At 71.2% G+C, this 17,397-nt stretch carries 16 protein-coding genes; 4 read left to right on the plus strand and 12 right to left on the minus strand.

All coding sequences use genetic code 11. From position 1 onward, the window contains the following. Positions 1–2: 2 nt before the first annotated feature. Positions 3–1,244, minus strand: coding sequence for a sugar ABC transporter substrate-binding protein (locus tag AB0B91_RS02470; protein WP_358314040.1), 1,242 nt, complete (start codon positions 1,242–1,244; stop codon positions 3–5). A 101-nt stretch (positions 1,245–1,345) separates the two neighbouring features. Beyond that, entirely contained in the window at positions 1,346–2,494 is a 1,149-nt protein-coding gene (locus AB0B91_RS02475; RefSeq protein WP_358314043.1) for a DegT/DnrJ/EryC1/StrS family aminotransferase, read from the minus strand. A 39-nt stretch (positions 2,495–2,533) separates the two neighbouring features. On the opposite strand from AB0B91_RS02475, the gene AB0B91_RS02480 reads away from it, so the two are divergent. Then, positions 2,534–3,760: a hypothetical protein gene (locus tag AB0B91_RS02480; RefSeq protein ID WP_358315664.1), complete on the plus strand. Its 1,227-nt coding sequence runs from the start codon at positions 2,534–2,536 to the stop codon at positions 3,758–3,760. A 121-nt stretch (positions 3,761–3,881) separates the two neighbouring features. Here the strand turns inward: AB0B91_RS02480 and AB0B91_RS02485 are convergent, their stop codons facing one another. From AB0B91_RS02485 to AB0B91_RS02510, 6 genes are all read right to left on the minus strand, one after another. Next, on the minus strand, positions 3,882–4,910 hold the full coding sequence (locus AB0B91_RS02485) for a dihydrodipicolinate synthase family protein (protein WP_358314046.1): 1,029 nt from the start codon (positions 4,908–4,910) through the stop codon (positions 3,882–3,884). 64 nt (positions 4,911–4,974) lie between these two features. Further along, on the minus strand, positions 4,975–5,982 hold the full coding sequence (locus AB0B91_RS02490) for an NAD-dependent epimerase/dehydratase family protein (protein ID WP_358314049.1): 1,008 nt from the start codon (positions 5,980–5,982) through the stop codon (positions 4,975–4,977). 58 nt (positions 5,983–6,040) lie between these two features. After that, the gene (locus tag AB0B91_RS02495) at positions 6,041–6,928 is read right to left on the minus strand and encodes a Gfo/Idh/MocA family oxidoreductase (RefSeq protein ID WP_358314053.1); all 888 of its coding nucleotides are present in this window, start codon (positions 6,926–6,928) and stop codon (positions 6,041–6,043) included. Positions 6,929–6,989: 61 nt separating this feature from the next. Further along, the gene (locus AB0B91_RS02500) at positions 6,990–8,798 is read right to left on the minus strand and encodes a hydantoinase B/oxoprolinase family protein (RefSeq protein ID WP_358314056.1); all 1,809 of its coding nucleotides are present in this window, start codon (positions 8,796–8,798) and stop codon (positions 6,990–6,992) included. Further along, positions 8,791–10,797 (minus strand): hydantoinase/oxoprolinase family protein, encoded by a 2,007-nt coding sequence (locus AB0B91_RS02505; RefSeq protein WP_358314108.1) that lies wholly within the window; start codon positions 10,795–10,797, stop codon positions 8,791–8,793. The genes AB0B91_RS02500 and AB0B91_RS02505 overlap by 8 nt, the downstream gene beginning before the upstream one ends. 6 nt (positions 10,798–10,803) lie before the next feature. Then, positions 10,804–11,178: a hypothetical protein gene (locus tag AB0B91_RS02510; protein WP_358314111.1), complete on the minus strand. Its 375-nt coding sequence runs from the start codon at positions 11,176–11,178 to the stop codon at positions 10,804–10,806. A gap of 76 nt (positions 11,179–11,254) precedes the next feature. Here AB0B91_RS02510 and AB0B91_RS02515 point away from each other — a divergent pair, with 76 nt between their 5' ends. Continuing rightward, positions 11,255–11,890, plus strand: a complete 636-nt coding sequence (locus tag AB0B91_RS02515; RefSeq protein WP_358314114.1) for a thymidine kinase — start codon at positions 11,255–11,257, stop codon at positions 11,888–11,890. Here AB0B91_RS02515 and AB0B91_RS02520 read toward each other — a convergent pair. Then, positions 11,887–12,291 (minus strand): MarR family transcriptional regulator, encoded by a 405-nt coding sequence (locus tag AB0B91_RS02520; protein ID WP_358314117.1) that lies wholly within the window; start codon positions 12,289–12,291, stop codon positions 11,887–11,889. The two genes, AB0B91_RS02515 and AB0B91_RS02520, sit on opposite strands and share 4 nt — an antisense overlap. Positions 12,292–12,350: 59 nt before the next feature. Between AB0B91_RS02520 and AB0B91_RS02525 the strand changes: the two genes are divergently transcribed. Further along, entirely contained in the window at positions 12,351–13,220 is an 870-nt protein-coding gene (locus AB0B91_RS02525) for an LLM class flavin-dependent oxidoreductase (protein WP_358314120.1), read from the plus strand. On the opposite strand, the gene AB0B91_RS02530 is transcribed toward AB0B91_RS02525, so the two are convergent. The 3 genes from AB0B91_RS02530 to AB0B91_RS02540 all read right to left on the minus strand — a co-directional run bounded on the left by AB0B91_RS02530 (position 13,205) and on the right by AB0B91_RS02540 (position 16,032). Next, positions 13,205–13,876, minus strand: a complete 672-nt coding sequence (locus tag AB0B91_RS02530; protein ID WP_358314124.1) for a DsbA family oxidoreductase — start codon at positions 13,874–13,876, stop codon at positions 13,205–13,207. The two genes, AB0B91_RS02525 and AB0B91_RS02530, sit on opposite strands and share 16 nt — an antisense overlap. A gap of 123 nt (positions 13,877–13,999) precedes the next feature. Continuing rightward, a complete protein-coding gene (locus AB0B91_RS02535; protein WP_358314127.1) occupies positions 14,000–14,896 on the minus strand; it encodes a hypothetical protein in 897 nt (298 codons plus the stop codon). 308 nt (positions 14,897–15,204) lie between these two features. Continuing rightward, complete coding sequence (locus tag AB0B91_RS02540) at positions 15,205–16,032, minus strand: carbon monoxide dehydrogenase subunit G (protein WP_358314130.1); 828 nt, start codon at positions 16,030–16,032, stop codon at positions 15,205–15,207. Between the two features lie 363 nt (positions 16,033–16,395). Here AB0B91_RS02540 and AB0B91_RS02545 point away from each other — a divergent pair, with 363 nt between their 5' ends. After that, a complete protein-coding gene (locus tag AB0B91_RS02545) occupies positions 16,396–17,283 on the plus strand; it encodes a polysaccharide deacetylase family protein (protein ID WP_358314133.1) in 888 nt (295 codons plus the stop codon). Positions 17,284–17,397 lie beyond the last annotated feature (114 nt).

Here is a 17,397-nt window from a genome sequence, read left to right on the forward strand (position 1 = left end):
CCCTATCCGCCGTTGCTCAGCAGCGCGTTGGCCTCCTTGGCCGCCGCGTCCAGCGCCGTCTTCGCGTCCTCCTTGCCGAGCAGGGCCGCCTGGATGTGCGGGGCGATGATGGCCATCACGGGGCGGGCCTTCGGGTGGGCGTCACCCGGGAAGGCGTACTGCAGAGACTTGGCGAACTCCGTGGCCGCGGCCGACTGTCCCGGCACGGTCACGCCGGTGCGGGCGGGGAAGAAGCCCGACTCCTTGGCCAGGTCGGCGGCCACCTCGGGCGAGGACAGGTAGGTGGCGAACTTCTTCGCGGCGTCCTTGTTCTCGGTGTGCTTGGCCAGCACCAGGGCGCCGGGGATGCCGAACGCGACCCGCTTGGTGCCCTCCAGCGGCAGGCCGATGCCGACGTTCTCGGCGCCGATCGCGGCGCCGAGCTGGGTGGCCTGCAGGGCGGTGGCCGCGTGGTACATCGCGCTCTTGCCGCTCGCCAGGGCGCCGCCCTCGATCTCGTTGCCCTTGCTGGCGGCGTCCGCGGGCAGGCCGCCGGCGGCCTTCAGGTCGAGCAGCAGTTGCAGGCTGTCGACGCCTTCCTTGCCGTTGAAGGCCGCCTGCTTGCCGTCGGGGGTGAAGACCGTGCCGCCGTTGGCCCACAGGATGGGGTAGAAGCTCTGGTTGAGGCTGACCTCGGGCTTGCCGGGGTAGTCGAGGACGGCGACCTTCTTGGCGGCCAGCTTGGGCGCCGCCGCCTTGAGCTCGGCCAGCGTCTCCGGCACCTTGTCGACGCCCGCCTCGGCGAACAGCTTCTTGTTGTAGATGGGGGCGGTGATCGTCTGGTAGATCGGCACGCCGTACAGCTTGCCGTTCACGGTCAGCGCGGTGAGCGCGCTGGGCAGGTAGGACGCCTTGTCCTTGGCCACCACGTCGTCGACCGCCTCGATGGTGCCCTGCTGGGCGTACTGCGGGATCTGGTCGGGACCCAGGACGACCAGGTCGAAGCCCTTCTTCGAGACCAGGGCCGTGGTGACCTTCTCCTGACGGCCCTCCCACGGCTGCTGGTCGATCTTGATGTCGATCGTCGCGTTCTTGGCCTCGAAGTCCTTCTCGATCTTGCTCCAGAACGCCTGGCTCTTGGCCTGGTCCCCGATGACGGGGTACATCCAGAGAGTCACGGTGCTCTTGTCCGAGCCGCTGGATCCGCACCCTGCGGCGGCGAGGGCCAGGGCGGCCGTCAGGCCGAGTGCCGCGGTCTTCCTCATCGGCGGATTCCTTTCACGTAATACCGGTCCTGACCGAAACCTAATGACGGCGGGCCGGTGGGGTCAATGGCTGATGCCTGAACGTAACTACCGCCACACGGTTATCTCTTGGCGAAGCGGGTGATCTCGCGGGCGACGGCGTCGGCGTGCTCGGTCGTGTAGTTCTCGTTCCAATCGATGATCAGGAGCGTCTCGGCGACCAGGCGCTCGGCCTCCGGGCACGGATTCGGGACGTAGCCGTCCAGCGGGTAGCGCGAGGTGCCGTAGATGGGCCGGCCCCACAAAGGGGCGCGGTTCAGCGGCTCCTCCAGGTAACCCGCCCGTGCGGGTATCCCGGCCGCGGCCAGGTGCGCGGCCAGCTCCCGGGCGTCGCCCGCCGGCCGCACGATGGGGAACAGCCACCAGGCGTGCCCCTCCGGCCGCGGCAGCCGTACTCCTGGCAGGTCCTGAAGGGCTTCGAGCAGCCGTACGGCCGTGCGGCGGCGGGCCGCGACCACGCCCGGCAGCTTGGCGAGCTGGGCCCGCGCGACGGCGGCCTGCAGCTCGGTCATGCGGTAGTTCAGGCCGAAACCGGCGTGCGACCGCCCGGCCGCCCGGTCCCAGCCCTTGTCGGCGAACAGCCGCATCCGACGCGCCAGTTCGTCGTCGTCGGTGAGCGTCAGGCCGCCGTCGCCGCAGGTGATGTGCTTCCACTGCTGGAGGCTGAGGGTGCCGACGTCGCCCACCGTGCCCGCGAGCCGACCGCCCGGCAGCTCGGTGAGCCACGCCTGGGCGCAGTCCTCGATCAGCGCGAGCCCGTGCTCGTCGGCCAGCGCCCGCAGCTCCGCCACCCGGGCCGGCGCGCCGAACAGGTGGACGGCCATGATCGCCCGGGTCCGCGGGCCGATCAGCTTCGCCACCGCGGCGGCGTCCAGATTGCCGTCCGAGGGGTCGACGTCCGCGAAGACAGGGACCGCGTTCTGCGCCAAGATGGGGGCCACGGTCCCGAAGTCCGTGATCGGCGTCGTGATGACCTCGTCTCCGGGGTCCGGCGCAGCCGCCACGACCGACAGATGGAGGGCCGCCGTGCCGGAACCGCAGGCGACGGCGTGGCGGACGCCGTACATTGCGGCGACCTCGCGTTCGAGCGCTCGCGTCTCGGTCCCCCAGACCGAGCTGAGCATGCCCGAGCGGATCACCCGCGTCGCGGCGGCCACCTCCTCGTCGCCGAGTGTGCGGCCCGCGGCCTCCGCCATGGACGGGAACTTCACAGGGGCTCCTCACAAGATATGATTGCGGTCTTGACCGAAATGAGCGAGAGGGAGGCGTGGGTGGGAATCGTCATCGGGGTCGTCGGCCCGCATGATCTGGTCGACGACGTCGCGGCCACGTGCGAGGAGCAGCCCGGCGTCAGCGCGCTGCGGCTCGACTACGACCACGAGTCGCAGGCACCCGAGATCGTCGAGGCGCACGCCGCCGCCGTGGAGGGGTGGCTGTTCACCGGCATCGTGCCGTACATGCTGTCGCGCGACGCCGAGACGCTGACCCGTCCCGCCGCGTTCGTCGACTACTCGGGCGCGACGCTGCTCAGCGCCCTGGTACGGCTGCAGCACGAGGGCCAGGACGTGACCAGGCTGTCGATCGACACGCTGCCCACCGCCGACGTGGTCGCCACGTTCGCCGAGGCCGGGCTGCCCGCCGACGCCCTGCGCACGCTCTCCTACCGGCCGGAGATGACCTCCAAGAAGGCGGTCGCCTTCCACCGGCGCGGTCCCGACCATCCCGTGATCACCTGCCTCAGCTCGGTGCACGAGGCACTGCGCGGCGAGATGCACGTGCTGCGCCTGGCGCCGTCCGTCCATTCGGTCCGGGTGGCGCTGCGCCAGCTGCTGCTGACCGCCGAGGGGCAGGCGCAGGAGGACGCGCAGATCGCGCTCGGGCTGATCGAGGTCGAGACCGAGGAGGGCCTGCTGCGCGAGGCCACCGCGCTGGGCGGCACGCTGGCCGCCTTCCGGGGCGGCATCCACCTCTTGGTCACCACCCGGGGCCCGCTGTACGACGCCACGGGCGGCTTCACCGGCCTGCCCATGCTGGGCCGCCTGGCGGCGCACAACCAGGCGGTACGCGTGGGTTTCGGGCTGGGCCGCAGTGCGGCGGAGGCGGAGAGCCTGGCCCGCCGGGCCCTGGCCCGCGCCCGGCGCATCGGCGACGTCGCGGCGGTCCTGTCGCTGCGCGCCGACACGGACATCGTCCTGGAATCCGTGGCCGGCGTCCCGGCGTCGGGACGGAACCTCTCGGTGATCGCCCGCCGTGTGGGCCTGTCGGTGGCGACGATCGAGCGCCTGCTGCAGGCGCGGGCGGCGGCGGGCGACGAGCCGCTCACCACCAGGGAGATCGCCGACCGCCTCGAGGTCCAGCAGCGCACGGCCCGGCGCATGCTGCACCGGCTGGAGCTGGCCGGGCTGGCCGAGCGCACGGGCAACCTCACCAGCGGCTCCAGCGGCCGCCCCCTGACCCTGTACCGCCTCACTCTCTGAGACGGCACACTCGGGGACGGCACACTCGGGGACGGCACACTCGAGAACGGCGGGCTCGCGGATCGCGTGAGCCGCGCGCTCGGGGACCGCATGCGTCGGGACGGCGCGGGCTCGCATGAGGTCAGGCCAGCCAGCGGGACAGGCCGTCGCTGACGAAGTCGTCGTCGCGCAGCCACGGGTAGGCGGCCCAGACCCGGTCGAGCTCCGCGAACTGCCCCGGCGACAGTTCCTCCGCCGGGTCCAGGCACCAGCGGCCGGCCAGCAGCCCCTGGCGGCGCAGCACCTCGTGGATGCCGGGGATGCAGCCGTGGAAGCCGTTCGCCGAGTCGAAGATGGCGGCGTTGGCGTCGGTGAGGTGGCCGTCGAGGGTGAGCAGCCGCCGGACGGCCGCGTCGTCGCCCCCACGGGCCAGCTTGGCCTCCTCCAGCAGCTCGACCGCCCGCCGCACCCAGACCGCCCACTGACCGAGCAGGCCGCCGACGAACTCGATCTCGACCTCGCGCCCGTCCACGACGACCCGGTGCGTGGTGACGAGGTCGGCCAGGATGTGGTCGTCGTTGCCGGTGTACAGGGCGACCTCGGCCGCGCGTCCGGCCCGCACCACGCCGTGGAGCACGTCGAGCGTGCGGTAACGGTCGAAGGGGGCGACCTTGATGCCCACCACGGACTCGATCGACGCCAACCTTGTCCAGAAATTTCGGGATAAGGTGCGTCCGCCGACGGCGGGCTGCAGGTAGAAGCCGATCACCGGCAGCACCTCGCCCACCGCCCGCGCCCGCTCGATCAGCCCGTCCTCGTCCAGTTCACGGCACGGGCTCAGCAGCACCATGTGGTAGCCCAGCGACCTGGCCAGCTCGGCCTCCGCCACGGCCTGCCGCGTGGTCCCGGTCGCCCCGGCCACCAGGACGACCTCGCGCTCGTACTCGCCCGCCGTCCGCGCGGCCAGCTCCAGCACCGGCGGCAGCAGGTCGGTGCCGTGGATGGCGAACTGCGTGGTGTGCACGCCCACCGCCAGCCCGCCCGCGCCGGCCTCGACGTAGTAGCGGGTCAGCGCCCGCTGGCGGCGCTCGTCCAGCTTCCTGTCCTCGGTCAGCGCCAGCGGGTGGGCCGGAATCACCAGGCCGCGCCTGAACAGGTCGCGCACGGACATCTGCGCATCTGGAACCGTGCTGAGCACGTCGAATCCCCCTTGGGTCAATGAGCAGGGCGGGCGGTTAGAAACGGCCGTCACGGCGTTCGAACTTGGTGGGCTTGCCGAGCAGCGGGCCACCGTCCGCCACCCAGCGGGCCGTGTGCTCGATCAGCTCGGCGGGCGTGAGCTCCGGGTAGCCGAACAGGCGGTGGCACTTGCCGGCGTTCGACAGCAGCGCCGTGGGCGCCTCCTCCCCGGTGAACACCGGCTCCTTGCCCAGCGCCGCGCCGAGGTCCAGCGCCGCCTGCCGCACCGAGATCAGCTCGGGTCCCGTCACGTTGAGCACGTACGGCGGCGACTCGGCGAGCAGCAGCGAACGGAGCACCACCTCGTTGGCGTAGCCCTGCCACACCACGTTGACCTGTCCGGTGGACAGGTCGATCGGCTCCCCGGCCAGGATCTTCCCGGCCAGGTCGACGAGCACGCCGTAGCGGAGCTCGACGGCGTAGTTGAGCCGGATCAGCGACATGCGCGTGGCGTTCGCCTCCGCGAAGTGCGACAGCACCCGCTCCCTGCCGAGGCAGCTCATCGCGTAGTCACCGACGGGCCCGGTCGGCGAGTCCTCGATGCTGCCGCCACTGGTGACGGGGACGAGCGGATAGACGTTGCCGGTGGACAGGGCGGCGATCCTGGCGTCCCGGTACCTGTCCGCGACCCGGCCGGGCAGGTACGCGTTGGTGAACCAGGTGGCGTGCTCGCGGCCCTCGGTGCCGAACTTGGCGCCGACCAGGAACACCACGTTCGGCGCGTCGGGAAGCTCGCGCAGCGCTCCCTCGTCGGCCACGTCGGCGGCGACCACGGTGGCGCCGTCGTCCTGGAGCGCCCGGGCCAGCCCGGGTTCGGAGAACCGGGACACCGCGATGATCCGCCGGTCGCCGCGCGTGGCGTTGAGCGCCAGCCGGACCAGGCTCGGGCCGAGCTTGCCGCCCGCGCCGAGGATCAGGATGTCGCCGTCGAGCCTGCCCAGGTCTTCGACGAGGGCGTCGCCCGGCCGCGCCAGCCGCTCCTCGAGTTCCACTGTCGTCCGCACGCACTCTCCTCCGTTACGTATTTACGGTCCAGACCGTAACTGCGCCGGAGTTCGGCTGTCAATGGGCGCTCTCGCGCGCGGCGACCAGAACCTCCAGGATGGCCCGGGTCTCCGCCCACGGGACGGGGCTCGGCGCGCCCCCGATCATGGCCAGGAACGCCTCGATCGTCCCCTCGTAGCCGAGGCCCTGGACGTGGTCGTCGCCGCCCTCGATCACGATGGTGTCGCTGCCGCCGCGGCGGTGGACGGTGACGACATAGGACTCCGCGTCCGAGACGCCGAGGATCTCGACGGTGCCCGTGACGCCGTTGTCCCAGCGCAGGGCCATGACGCCGGTGTCCTCCGAGCGCAGTCCCGCGTAGTGCCTGGTGGCCGAGGCGGCGCCGGCCAACCGTACGTCCGGGCCGAGCAGCGCGACCAGCAGCTCCACGCCGTGGATCCCCATGGTCACCAGCGTCCCGCCGCCCTCGCCGGGGGTATCCTGCCAGGCGTTGTAGCCGTTGGCCCAGAGGCCGACGTCATGCCGTACGGTGGCCCGGACCGCGAGCACGTCGGCGGGATCCACCCGCGTTCCGGCGAAGGCCGGAGCGAAGCGGAGCACCGAGCTGGACAGCACGCGGTCGTGGATCGGCAGCCGGTCCAGCTCGCGCAACTGGGCGCGGGTGGCGACGGCGGGCTTGTTCACGAAGCAGGCCGCGCCGGTGTCGAGCACGGCCGCCAGCGCCTCGGGCACCCGCGGGTTCGGCACGGTCAGCACCACGCCGTCGGGCTCGGCGGCCAGCAGCGCGGCCAGGCTCGGCAGCACCTTGGCGGCGGGGTGCTCCTCGGTGAAGCGCGTCAGCCGCTCCGGGTCCTCCTCCCACACCAGCAGGTCCGCGTGGCGGGCCAGGGTGTGGGCGTCGGTGAAGGGGTGGCTGGTGGCAAGACCGGCGAGGGCGACGCGCATGGCGTCCTCCATTTCTGGATAAATCCGTGACAACCCAGGAAATGGTGCCCATCATGGCAGCCTAGAGTTCGTCCACCTCCGCGTGGGAGCGGCCGCCCGACAGCTTCGCGTAGCCGGGGCCGCGGTCGAAGAAGCGGCCCGCCGGCGGGCGCAGATTGGCGCGGAGCTCGGCGGTGCCCTGCTCGTCGATGCGGTCGCCGTCCAGCACCACGCCGTAGTCGCCCAGGGCGCCCGCGATCGACACCTTGCCGTCGCGGACGTCCGCCGCCACCGCGCGCGGGTCCCGGTCGTACGGCGAGCCCCAGCCGCCGCCCCCGGTCGTGCGGATGCGGATGGTCTCGCCCGCCTGCACCTGGTGGTCGTCCACCAGGCCCTCCATCTCCTTACCCGCGATCTCGACCCGGAACGGCCGCCCGGCCAGCCCGCCGTTGACGCCCCAGCACGACAGGATCGACCGGTCGGCGATCGACATGTACGAGGCGTCCCTGAGCATCCTGATGTGCTTGTCGTAGCCGAGCCCGCCCCTGAACATGCCCGGCCCGCCCGAGTCGCAGGCCAGCGCCAGCCGCTCGACCCGGAACGGCCAGCGCGCCTCGGCGAACTCGACGGGGATGTTGCGCGAGTCGGGCACCACGTGGATGGTGTCCTCGCCGTCGGCGTACCAGCGCCCGCCGGAGCCGCCGCCGAGCACTTCCCTCATCAGGTACGGCAGGCCGTCGGCGTCGGCGCCGTGGACGCCGGTGTAGCGGATCGTCTCCTGGTCGGCCGGCATGCGGCCGCCGGTGGCCTTGGCCAGCACGCCCGCGAGCACGCCGAGCAGGCGCAGGATCACGAACGTCCGGGCGTTGGTGGGCGCGGGGAAGATCGGCGTGAGCAGCGTCCCCTTCTCCGGGAAGACCATCTCGATCAGGGGGACGACGCCCTCGTTGACATCCAGCTCGGCCATGCGTTCGGGGGTGTCGGCGAGGTTGCGCAGGATGGGGGCCAGCCACTTCTTCAGGAACACACCGTCGGCGTAGTCACCCGCGTGGTTGATCGGCCCCTTGGCCTGCGGTGACGTACCGGTGAAGTCGATCTTCAGCGGGGCGTCCGCCGCGTGGTCGACGGTGAGCGTGATCCGCTGGGCGTGCAGTCTCGGCTCGTCCACGCCGTCGTGCTCGGCGTAGTCCTCCCAGGCGTAGGTGCCCTCGGGGATCTTGGCCAGCAGCTCGCGCCGGAACGTCTCCGTCGTCTTGCCGATGATCGCGTCGAAGCACTCCTCGACCTCGGCCTTGCCGTACCTGTCGAACAGCTCGCCCAGGCGGCGCGCCCCCATGAGGCAGGCCGAGCACTCGGCGTCCAGGTCGCCCGCCAGCGAGTCGGGCATGCGCGAGTTGCGGGTCATGATGCGCAGCGCGGCCTCGTTGGGCACGCCCGCGTCCCACAGCTTGATCGGCGGGACCATCAGCCCCTCCTCGAACACGCTGCGCGCGTGCGAGGGCATCGAGCCGGGCACCGAGCCGCCGATGTCGTCGTGGTGCCCGAACGCCTGCACGAAGGCCACCACCGAGCCCTCGTGGAAGACCGGGACGGTGACGCACAGGTCGGGCAGGTGGCCGATCCCGCCTTCGGACAGGTAGACGTCGTTGTGGAAGTAGACGTCGCCGGGCTTCATCGTGTCGATCGGGAAGTCGCGGACGATCGGCTGGACGAGCGCGCTGTAGGAGCGGCCGGTCAGCTTGCGCAGCCGGGCGTCGTGGATGCCCGCGCGGAAGTCGTGCGCGTCGCGGATCATCGGCGAGCGGGCGGTCCGCGCGATCGCGGTCTCGACCTCCTTCTCCACGGAGGCCAGGGTGCCCTCGACGATCTCGACGAGAACGGGGTCAGCCACGCCGCACCTCCACGTTGCCGTACTCGTCCACCTCGGCGGTGAAGCCGGGATGGATGGGGATCGTCGAGCCGTACTCCTCGATGACCGCCGGCCCCTCGACCACGGTCCCGGGGTCCAGGTCGGACCGCTGGTGGATCGGCGTGTCGGCGGCCGACTCGAAGTGCACGCTCCTGGTCCCCGCCGCTGGCCGCTCCTCGGTGCGCGGCGACCTCTGGCGGATCACCGGGCGAGTGATGGGGCCGATGCCGGAGACACGCAGGTTGACCCATTCGACGCCGTGCCGCTCGTCGTCGCGGTAGCCGTAGCCGTAGAGCTTCTCGTGCGCCGCGTGGAAGCGGTCCAGCACCTCCCGGCGCCACTCCTCGTCCACCTCGCCCGCCGGGGCGGCCACGCGCACCTCGTACGCCTGGCCGTAGTAACGCAGGTCGGCGCTGCGGGCGTAGACCGGGTCGTCGAAGCCCTCCCGGTCGAGCGCCTGCGCCGCCTCGCCCTCCAGCTCGCGGAAGATCTCCCCGGCCGTCTCCAGGGACAGGTCGCGGGTGACGTACGTACGGACGTAGTCGTTCTTGACGTCCACCGTGAGCAGGCCGAACGCCGACACGTTGCCGGGATCCGGCGGCACGATCACCGCGGGCAGGCCCAGGATGTCGATCAGCCGGCAGGCCAGCAGCGGCCCCGAGCCGCCGAACGTCACCAGCGGGAAGTCCCGCACGTCGAGCCCGCGCTTGACGGTGAGCTGGCGGATGGCGTTGCTCTGGTTGAACGCGCTGATCTCCAGGATGCCGGTCGCGGTCCGCTCGGCGCCGATCCCGAGCTTGTCGGCCAGCGCCTCGATGCCGGTGCGCGCGGCCGCCACGTCGAGCGGGATCTCGCCGCCGAGCAGGTGCGGCGGGATGCGGCCGAGGAAGACGTGCGCGTCGGTGACCGTCACCTCTGTGCCGCCCCGGCCGTAGCAGAGCGGCCCCGGATCGGCCCCGGCAGACTTGGGGCCGACCTTCAGCGTGCCCTCGGGCGAGATCCAGGCGATCGAGCCGCCGCCCGCGCCGACGGTGACGATGTCGATCATCGGGATCTTGCACGGGTACCGGCCGATGGCTCCCTCGGTGGTGATGGACGGCTCGCCGTCGATCACCACCGAGACGTCGGTGGAGGTGCCGCCGCCGTCCAGGGTGATCACCGACGGGTGCCCCGCCGTGGACGCGATGAGCGCCGCGCCCAGCGCGCCGGCCGCGGGTCCCGACAGCACCGTGGTGATCGGCTGGTTGACGACCTCGCGGGCCGACAGCACCCCGCCGTTCGACTTCATCACCGAGAACGGCATGCCGAGCCGGGCCGACAGGTTGGCCAGGTAACGGCGCATCGTCGGCTTGACCGCCGCGTCCACGAGCGTGGTGACCGACCGCTCGTACTCGCGGTATTCGCGCAGCACGTCGCTCGACAGCGAGACGACCGCCTCGGGGTGCTCGCGGGCCAGCACGTCCCGCATGCGCCGTTCGTGGTCCGGATTGGCGTACGAGTGCAGGAAGCACACGCCGATCGCGGTCACGCCTTTGGCCTTGAACCAGCGCGCCACCTCGGCGGCCTGCTCCTCGGCGAACGGCCGCACCTCGGCGCCGGTGTGGTCGAGGCGCCCCCCGATGGTCTTGACCAGGTGGATCGGGACGATCCTCGGTGGTTTGACCCAGAAGTAGGAGTTGCCATAGCCGTCGGGCACGCTCTGCCGGGCGATCTCCAGGATGTACTCGAAACCCTCGGTCGTGATGAACCCCAGGTTCGCGATCCGGTCCTCTAGCAGTTGGTTGGTGGCCACGGTGGTGCCGTGCACGACGGAACTCGCGTCGAGCCGGCCCAGCTTCTCGATGCCCCTGACGAACCCGTCGGCCGGGTTCGCCGGGGTCGAGGGGGTCTTGGTCGTGACGATCTCACCGGTCTGGTCGTCCACCGCCACCACATCGGTGAAGGTGCCTCCGGTGTCGACTCCGATACGGACGCTACGCATGGCTCCTCAGCTTCGGCGCCGGCCGAGCACTTCATCGATGACACGGGGCGCGTTCTCAGTGCCAACATATGCCGCCAACCGCACTACCAACTCCTGTGACCTGGCCAGTTCGGCCTCAACCCTGGCCTTTCCCGACTGCCCGGCCTGCACGCCGAAGTAGGCGCCGATGATCGTGCCGACCACCCCGGCCACGCCCGCGAACAACGCCGCGAACTCCCTCGTGGCGAACACGGCGGCCCCGAAGGCCACCAGGATCGCGATGATCCCCGTCACGACGACGAGGAAGCCGTACCGCCACCTCGTGGCGTCGGCCTGCGCCGCCGTGAGGTCGTCGGTCGTCATCATCGCGTCGAGCGCGGGTGGTGGCTTCTCTGTGACCACGGATCCTCCTGATAACTCCAGGGGAGAAATGTCCCACGAGGTCATGGAACAAGCCAAGCCGCTAAGGTGGCCCCCTGTGACCGAATCGTTTGCCCTGTCCGCCGTCCCGTCCGGCGCTCGTGATGCCGTGCTGAAGTTCTACTTCGGTCCCATGGACTGCGGGAAGTCCACGCTCGCGCTCCAGATGAACTACAACCACGGCCGCCAGGGCAGGCGCGGGCTGGTCCTGACCAAGCACGACCGCTCGGGCGGACCCCAGGTCACCAGCAGGATAGGGCTCGGTCTGGACGCGATCGAGGTCGTGGACTCGCTCGATCTGGTGGCGCTGGTGACCGGGCGTGACCGGATCGACTACCTGATCTGCGACGAGGTCTGCTTCTACACCGTCGACCAGATCGAGCAACTCGCCGACCTGGTGGACGACCACGGCGTCGACGTCTACGCCTTCGGGCTGGCCTCCGACTTCAGGTCGGTGATGTTCCCGGCGGCGCAGCGGCTGTTCGAGCTGGCGGACGAGGTGTGCCGGCTGCAGGTCGAGGTGCTGTGCTGGTGCGGGCGGCCCGGGCTACTCAACGGGCGGATCGTGGGCGGCCAGTTGGTCCGTACGGGCGAGCAGGTCGTGATCGGCGACACGGACGCCTCTCCAGTGCGCTACCAGGTGCTCTGCCGCCGCCATCACCGCTCCGGACTCCTGGGCGAGGGCACCATCTAGATCAGCCGGTCGAGCAGCTCTCTGAGGAGGACCGCGTCGTCTGCCGGCAGCTTCGCCAGGAACGCCCGCTCCGCCTCCTCCACGGCCTGACCCCCGTCGCGCAGCGTGTCGCGGCCGCGCGTGGTCAGCTCGACCATGTTCTTGCGGCGGTCGTCCGGGTGCGGCCGGCGGCTGACCAGCTTCTTGCCTTCGAGCGCGTCGACCAGGGCGACCATCGTCGTCCGGTCGATCCGCAGCCGCCGCGCGGCCTCCTGCTGGGACAGCGGGTCGGCCTCGTCGAGCACGTGGAGCACGGCGAGCTCACGGCCGTCAATCCCGAACGGCTCCAGGGCCGGGCCGGTGAGCTGGGTCAGGCGCAGGTTCGCGTGCTTCAGCAGGTATCCAAGGCGACGTCTCGACACCTCCCGATTCTCGCACTAGCCTAATCATCAGCATTACTGACAATCAGTGGAGCTGATCCATGCTGAGTTTCGGAATGAAGACCGTCCCCGTCGGGGTCACCTATGACGCGCTGCTGCGGACCTGGCAGCAGGCCGACGCCGTACCGGCCATCGAGCACGCCTGGCTCTGGGACCACATGCTGCCGCTGTTCGGGCCGGTGGACGCGCCGATCCACGAGGGCTGGACAATGCTCGCCGCCCTGGCCGCGCGGACCTCACGGCTCCAGCTTGGGCTCATGGTGACGAGCAACCTCACCAGGCCGCCGGCCGTACTCGCCAAGATCGCGGCGACCGTGGACGCCATCGCGCCCGGCCGGCTGGTCCTCGGCCTCGGCGTCGGCGGCACGCACCAGCCGGGCGACACGCTGGTGCCCAGGGAGTACAACGCGTACGGCCTGCACATCGCCTCACCCGCCGAGGGCGTGGCCCGGCTGGCCGAGTCCTGCACGATCATCAAGCGGATGTGGACCGAGGACCGGTTCGACTTCTCCGGCCGCTACTACCAGTTGCGCGACGTGGTGTGCGCGCCGAAGCCCGCCGTGCCGCCACCGCTCCTGATCGGCGGGTGGGGCGACAGGACGCTCGGTGTGGTGGCCGAGCACGCCGATATCTGGAACGTGCCGGGGCCGCCGCACAACACGGTCGAGTTCATCAGGGAGCGGAACAAGGTGCTCGACGAGAAGTGCGCCGCCATCGGCCGCGATCCGGCGGAGATCACCCGTTCGACGCAGCTCGTCATCTCCGCCGACGACCCCGCCACCTCCCGGTCATTGATCGGCGAGCTGGCGGACACCGGTGTGACGCACTTCGTCCTCGGCGTCCGCCCACCCGGCCCCGCGAACGTGGCCGAGTGGCTGGCCGAGGAGATCATCGCTCAGACGGCGCAGTAACCGTCGTCGCAGCCGTCGGCCGGGTCCGCGAGGACGGTCACCGGCGTCTGGCCGGTGCGCGCCGCGACCTCGTCGAACGCGGCGTCGAACGTCTGCGCCGGCTGCGCCCCCGACACCGCGAACTGCCCCTCGAACAGGAACAGCGGCACACCCGTTATCCCCAGCGCCCGCGCCCGGTCAAGCTGCTCGCGCACCTCCTGGACGCCCTCACCCAGTGGGTACTCCACGCCCACCTCGGCGGCCAGCTTCGTGAGCACGTCCTGGTCGCCGACGTTCAGCCCGTCGGTGAAGTGCGCGCGGAACAGCCGATCGACCGCCTCCTGGCCGCGCCCCTGCCGGGTGGCGAGCTCGACCAGCCGGTGCGCCTCGAACGTGTTCGCGCTGACGGCCTGCTCGAAGCGCACGTCCAGCCCCTCTTCGGCGGCCACGCCGGTGACGCGGGAGGTCATCTGCGCGACGTTCCCGCCGAACTTCCGCTCCAGGGCGGGGAGCAGCGGCTCGCCTTCGGCGGGGGCGTCCGGGTTCAGCTGGAACGGGCGCATGGTGATGTCCACGATGCCGCCCTTGGCGCGGAACCGGTCGGCGGCCTGGGCGAAGCGGGCATGACCGATGTAGCACCAGGGGCAGACGATGTCCGAAAATATCTCGACTTTCACGCTCGATGACAACCTCCGGAACCCGGCCCCCATTCCACCGGCCGGGTACGCCCCATCAGGCCGGTGGCCCAGCGGCCGTTCCCGACAGGCCGGTCACCCGTCGGCCGTTCCCTTACGGGCCGGTCACCCGGCGGCCAGTTCCTCCAGCCGATAGGGGAGGTAGGCCGAGTCGTCCACCAGAGCGGAGGCGCCGCGCCACCAGCCGAACCACTCCCCGCTCCGCCACATCCAGTCGACCCTCTCAATGGCCGCCACCACGTCGCCGACCGTCTGCCACCGCTCGCCCAGCTGCTCGCGCGTGGCGCCGTGCCGTAGCGCCCAGGCACGCAGGATGCCGGCGGCGGCGCTGGGGACCTCGCGGGCGTACGGATCGGGGTCCTCCCCCGGCAGCCGGTGCGGCCCGAGCCCGGCCGCCACTCCCCAGCTCCACTGCGCCTCGGCCGGACGCGAATAACGCAACGAGTGGAAGTCGAGGTTCGAGCCCAGGTCCTCGTCAGGCCGCCGGGTGACGACCGCGTCGAGCCGCCCGCCGGCATCGAAGTGCACGACGAGCCGCTGACCCGGCTTCGCCCCCTCGGGCAGCTCGAAACGGTCCTCGGCCTGCCACGAGTTCAGGTCGACCTGGGCGACGGGCTCGCCCCACAGCTGGTCGGCCGCGTCGTCGGAGATCCAGGCGGCGAGCATCTCCAGCGCGGTCAGATCGGTCCACGGCTCGATCGCGACGGCCGTACGGAGCACCTCGTCGGGTGCGGGCAACTTGCCGCCCCGGGGCCGCGTCCACCACTCGGCACCCAGCTCGCGGGCGCCGACCAGCAGCGCGGCGATGGCGGCCAGCTCGGCGGACCGCCTGGTGAGAGACGCGCCGAGCGCCAGACTCAGACAGCGTTCGGTCCGCTCGTCGCCCAGGGCGGGGCGCGCGTCGCCGATCAGCGCCTCGGCGGTCGGGCGCTCCTCTCCAAGTAGGTTGCGTATGACTCGCCGGGCCTCGGTTCGTGCGTCTTCAGCGTGTGCCTGCCGCATACAGCCACGCTACGCCTGGAGATCCTTTTCCGCGAGAGCTCATTCCCACCCTCATGAGCAGCCGGTTTGACGACCCGGCCCCCTTCAAGGCCTCAGCCCTCGCCGGCGGCCAATCCGTCGGCACCGCCATCCCCGAGGCGATGCCGGACGTCCCTCAAGAAGATCCCGACATCCTTCGAGACGGAACCCGGTGGCAGGCGCAGCCGTCCTTTCCCGTATCGCCGTCTCGACGCGCCAGGATGGCGCTGGTCCGGTGGGGCGGCGGTCAGGGGCGCGCGCGGACGACGGCCCTTCCGGCCGAGCAGCGCTCAGGGGCGTGGACGACGGCCTGTCCGGCCGAGCAGCCAGCCCACGGCGACGCCGGTCAGGGCGATGCCCGCCCCCATCCCGAACGACGCCAGCATCACCCACGGGCGTGTCTCCGTGTGACTCCTGGGCGAGCGCTCGTAGACGGCGGATGGGCGTTCGTACACGGCAGGCGCCCGGCGCCCCTCCGCATCCGCGGCCTCACCGGCCGTACGCGCCACCGCGGCTCGGCGGGCGGCCAACTCGTCCACCCCTACTCCTCCCTCGGCGACCGCTCCCTGCCCGGCTCCGGAACGCACCACCGCGCCCTGCCCGGCCCCACGGTCCGCCGCCGCTCGCGACCCGGCCTCTCCGGCCGCGGGTACGCCGCCGCGCACGGCGTACTCATCCTCCGGGGCACGCAGATGATCCTCGACGGCCGCGAAGAACTCCCCCGCCGTCCTCTTGGCCACCGAGCCGAGCATCCGCTGCCCCACCCCGCCGATCATGCCGCCGATGACCGCGTCGGCGTCGTAGTCGACCCGAGTCCCCTCGTCCACCTCGCTGAGCCGTACCAGAACGGTCGCCTCCACCGTCCCCGGAGCGCCCTGGCCGCGCGCCCGCAGCACGAAGCTCTCCGGCTCCGACGGTTCGGCCAGCGACACCTCGCCCTGGTAGACGCCCTTGATGGAGGCGACCCCCGCCGTCACCGTCATCCTGTACGTGTCCGGCCCCGTCTCCTCCAGGCGCTCACAGCCCGGGATGGTGCGCACCAGCACCGCCGGATCCTGGAGCGCGTCCCACACGCGATGTCTCTCGACGCCGATCATGGCGCTACCTGCCACCTTCACATCGCCACTCTAGGGACGAAGGGACGTTCGCGATAAGGGCAACACTCGCCAGCCGGACGATCGCTCCTTATCGGATGCGCCCACCCCGCGATCATGGCTGGCAGGATGGGACCGATGTTGAAGGGTCGAGTCAGGGGACGAAACGTGTCGATCGTGGCCCATGTGGCCGATGTGCTGGGTGCCCGAGTGTCCCGAGTCGCCCGCGCATTCCCCGCAGTACGCGCGCAGGTCCCCGCAGTACGCGCGGCCGGTATGGCCCGAGCGGCCCTGGCCCGAGCGACCCTGACGCGAACGGCCCCGACGCGAACGGCCCCGCCCCAAGCGGCCCTGACGCGAGCGGCCCAAGCGGACGATTTGGCCCCCGTGGCCCGGCCGATCCGCGTGGCCGCCGTGGCGGCGGTCGCGGTCCTGCTGGCCGGCTGCGCGACCAGCGGCGGGTCAGGCGGTACGGTAGACGGCCCAGGAGGCGACACGACCGGCGCCACGCCAGGCAGCACGGCCACCAGCACCACCGCCCCCAGATCCGACGCGACCACGCAGCAACTCGACGGCCCGCCCGGCGCGGTGCCCAGTCGCGGCGAGGTACGCGAGCTCCCGGCCACCGGCCCCCTGCCCCAGGTGATCAGCTCCATTCCCACCACCCGCAAGGTCGTCTTCCTGACCATCGACGACGGCTGGGAACAGGACCCCGGCTTCGTCCAGCAGGTACGCGACCAGCGGATCCCGATCACCGCGTTCGCCATGCGGGACGCGGTGGAGGCCAAGGGCACGCCCGACCCCGCCGGCGGCCCCGGCCAGTTCGTAGGCGCCGGGAAATGGGGATATTTCCGGTCGTTACGTGACGCACAGGTCCCCGTGGAGAACCACACCCTTACCCACCCGAACCTCCGCCTCCTCGGCTACGACGCCCAGCGACGGGAGATCTGCGGCGCCTCCACCATCATCAGGAAAGAGCTGGGGACCCGGCCGACGCTGTTCAGACCACCGTTCGGCAACTACAACACCGACACGCTCAGAGCCGTCAAGAACTGCGGCCTGAAGACGCTCCTGCTCTGGACGGCTACCGTGCAACCCGGCGGCAAGATCGCTTACCAGGTGCCGGACAAGAAGCTGCGCCCCGGCGACATCCTCTTGATCCACTTCCGCCCGAACCTGGCCAGGGACTTCCGCATCCTGGTCAACAAGATCAAGCGCCGCGGCTACGAACTGGGCAACCTCCAGGCGTACCTGGACGCCGCCACCAACCGCTGACACCGGCCGTCCCGACCTCAGCCCGAAAAGACCAGGACACCCCCTGGCCATTTCGCACGCCTGCCCACCACGCGGTGATCGAGCGCGTACGAAAGCTTATATTCGAAGGCAGCG

The sequence above is a fragment of the Nonomuraea sp. NPDC049141 genome (assembly GCF_040648415.1).
Lineage (GTDB): Bacteria > Actinomycetota > Actinomycetes > Streptosporangiales > Streptosporangiaceae > Nonomuraea.

Coding starts and splice junctions, on each gene's coding strand:
- AB0B91_RS02525 (WP_358314120.1), top strand. CDS start 12,351: ATGCTGAGTTTCGGAATGAAGACCGTCCCCGTCGGGGTCACCTATGAC.
- AB0B91_RS02485 (WP_358314046.1), bottom strand. CDS start 4,910: ATGTCCGTGCGCGACCTGTTCAGGCGCGGCCTGGTGATTCCGGCCCAC.
- AB0B91_RS02535 (WP_358314127.1), bottom strand. CDS start 14,896: ATGCGGCAGGCACACGCTGAAGACGCACGAACCGAGGCCCGGCGAGTC.
- AB0B91_RS02495 (WP_358314053.1), bottom strand. CDS start 6,928: ATGCGCGTCGCCCTCGCCGGTCTTGCCACCAGCCACCCCTTCACCGAC.
- AB0B91_RS02480 (WP_358315664.1), top strand. CDS start 2,534: ATGAGCGAGAGGGAGGCGTGGGTGGGAATCGTCATCGGGGTCGTCGGC.
- AB0B91_RS02505 (WP_358314108.1), bottom strand. CDS start 10,797: ATGCGTAGCGTCCGTATCGGAGTCGACACCGGAGGCACCTTCACCGAT.
- AB0B91_RS02470 (WP_358314040.1), bottom strand. CDS start 1,244: ATGAGGAAGACCGCGGCACTCGGCCTGACGGCCGCCCTGGCCCTCGCC.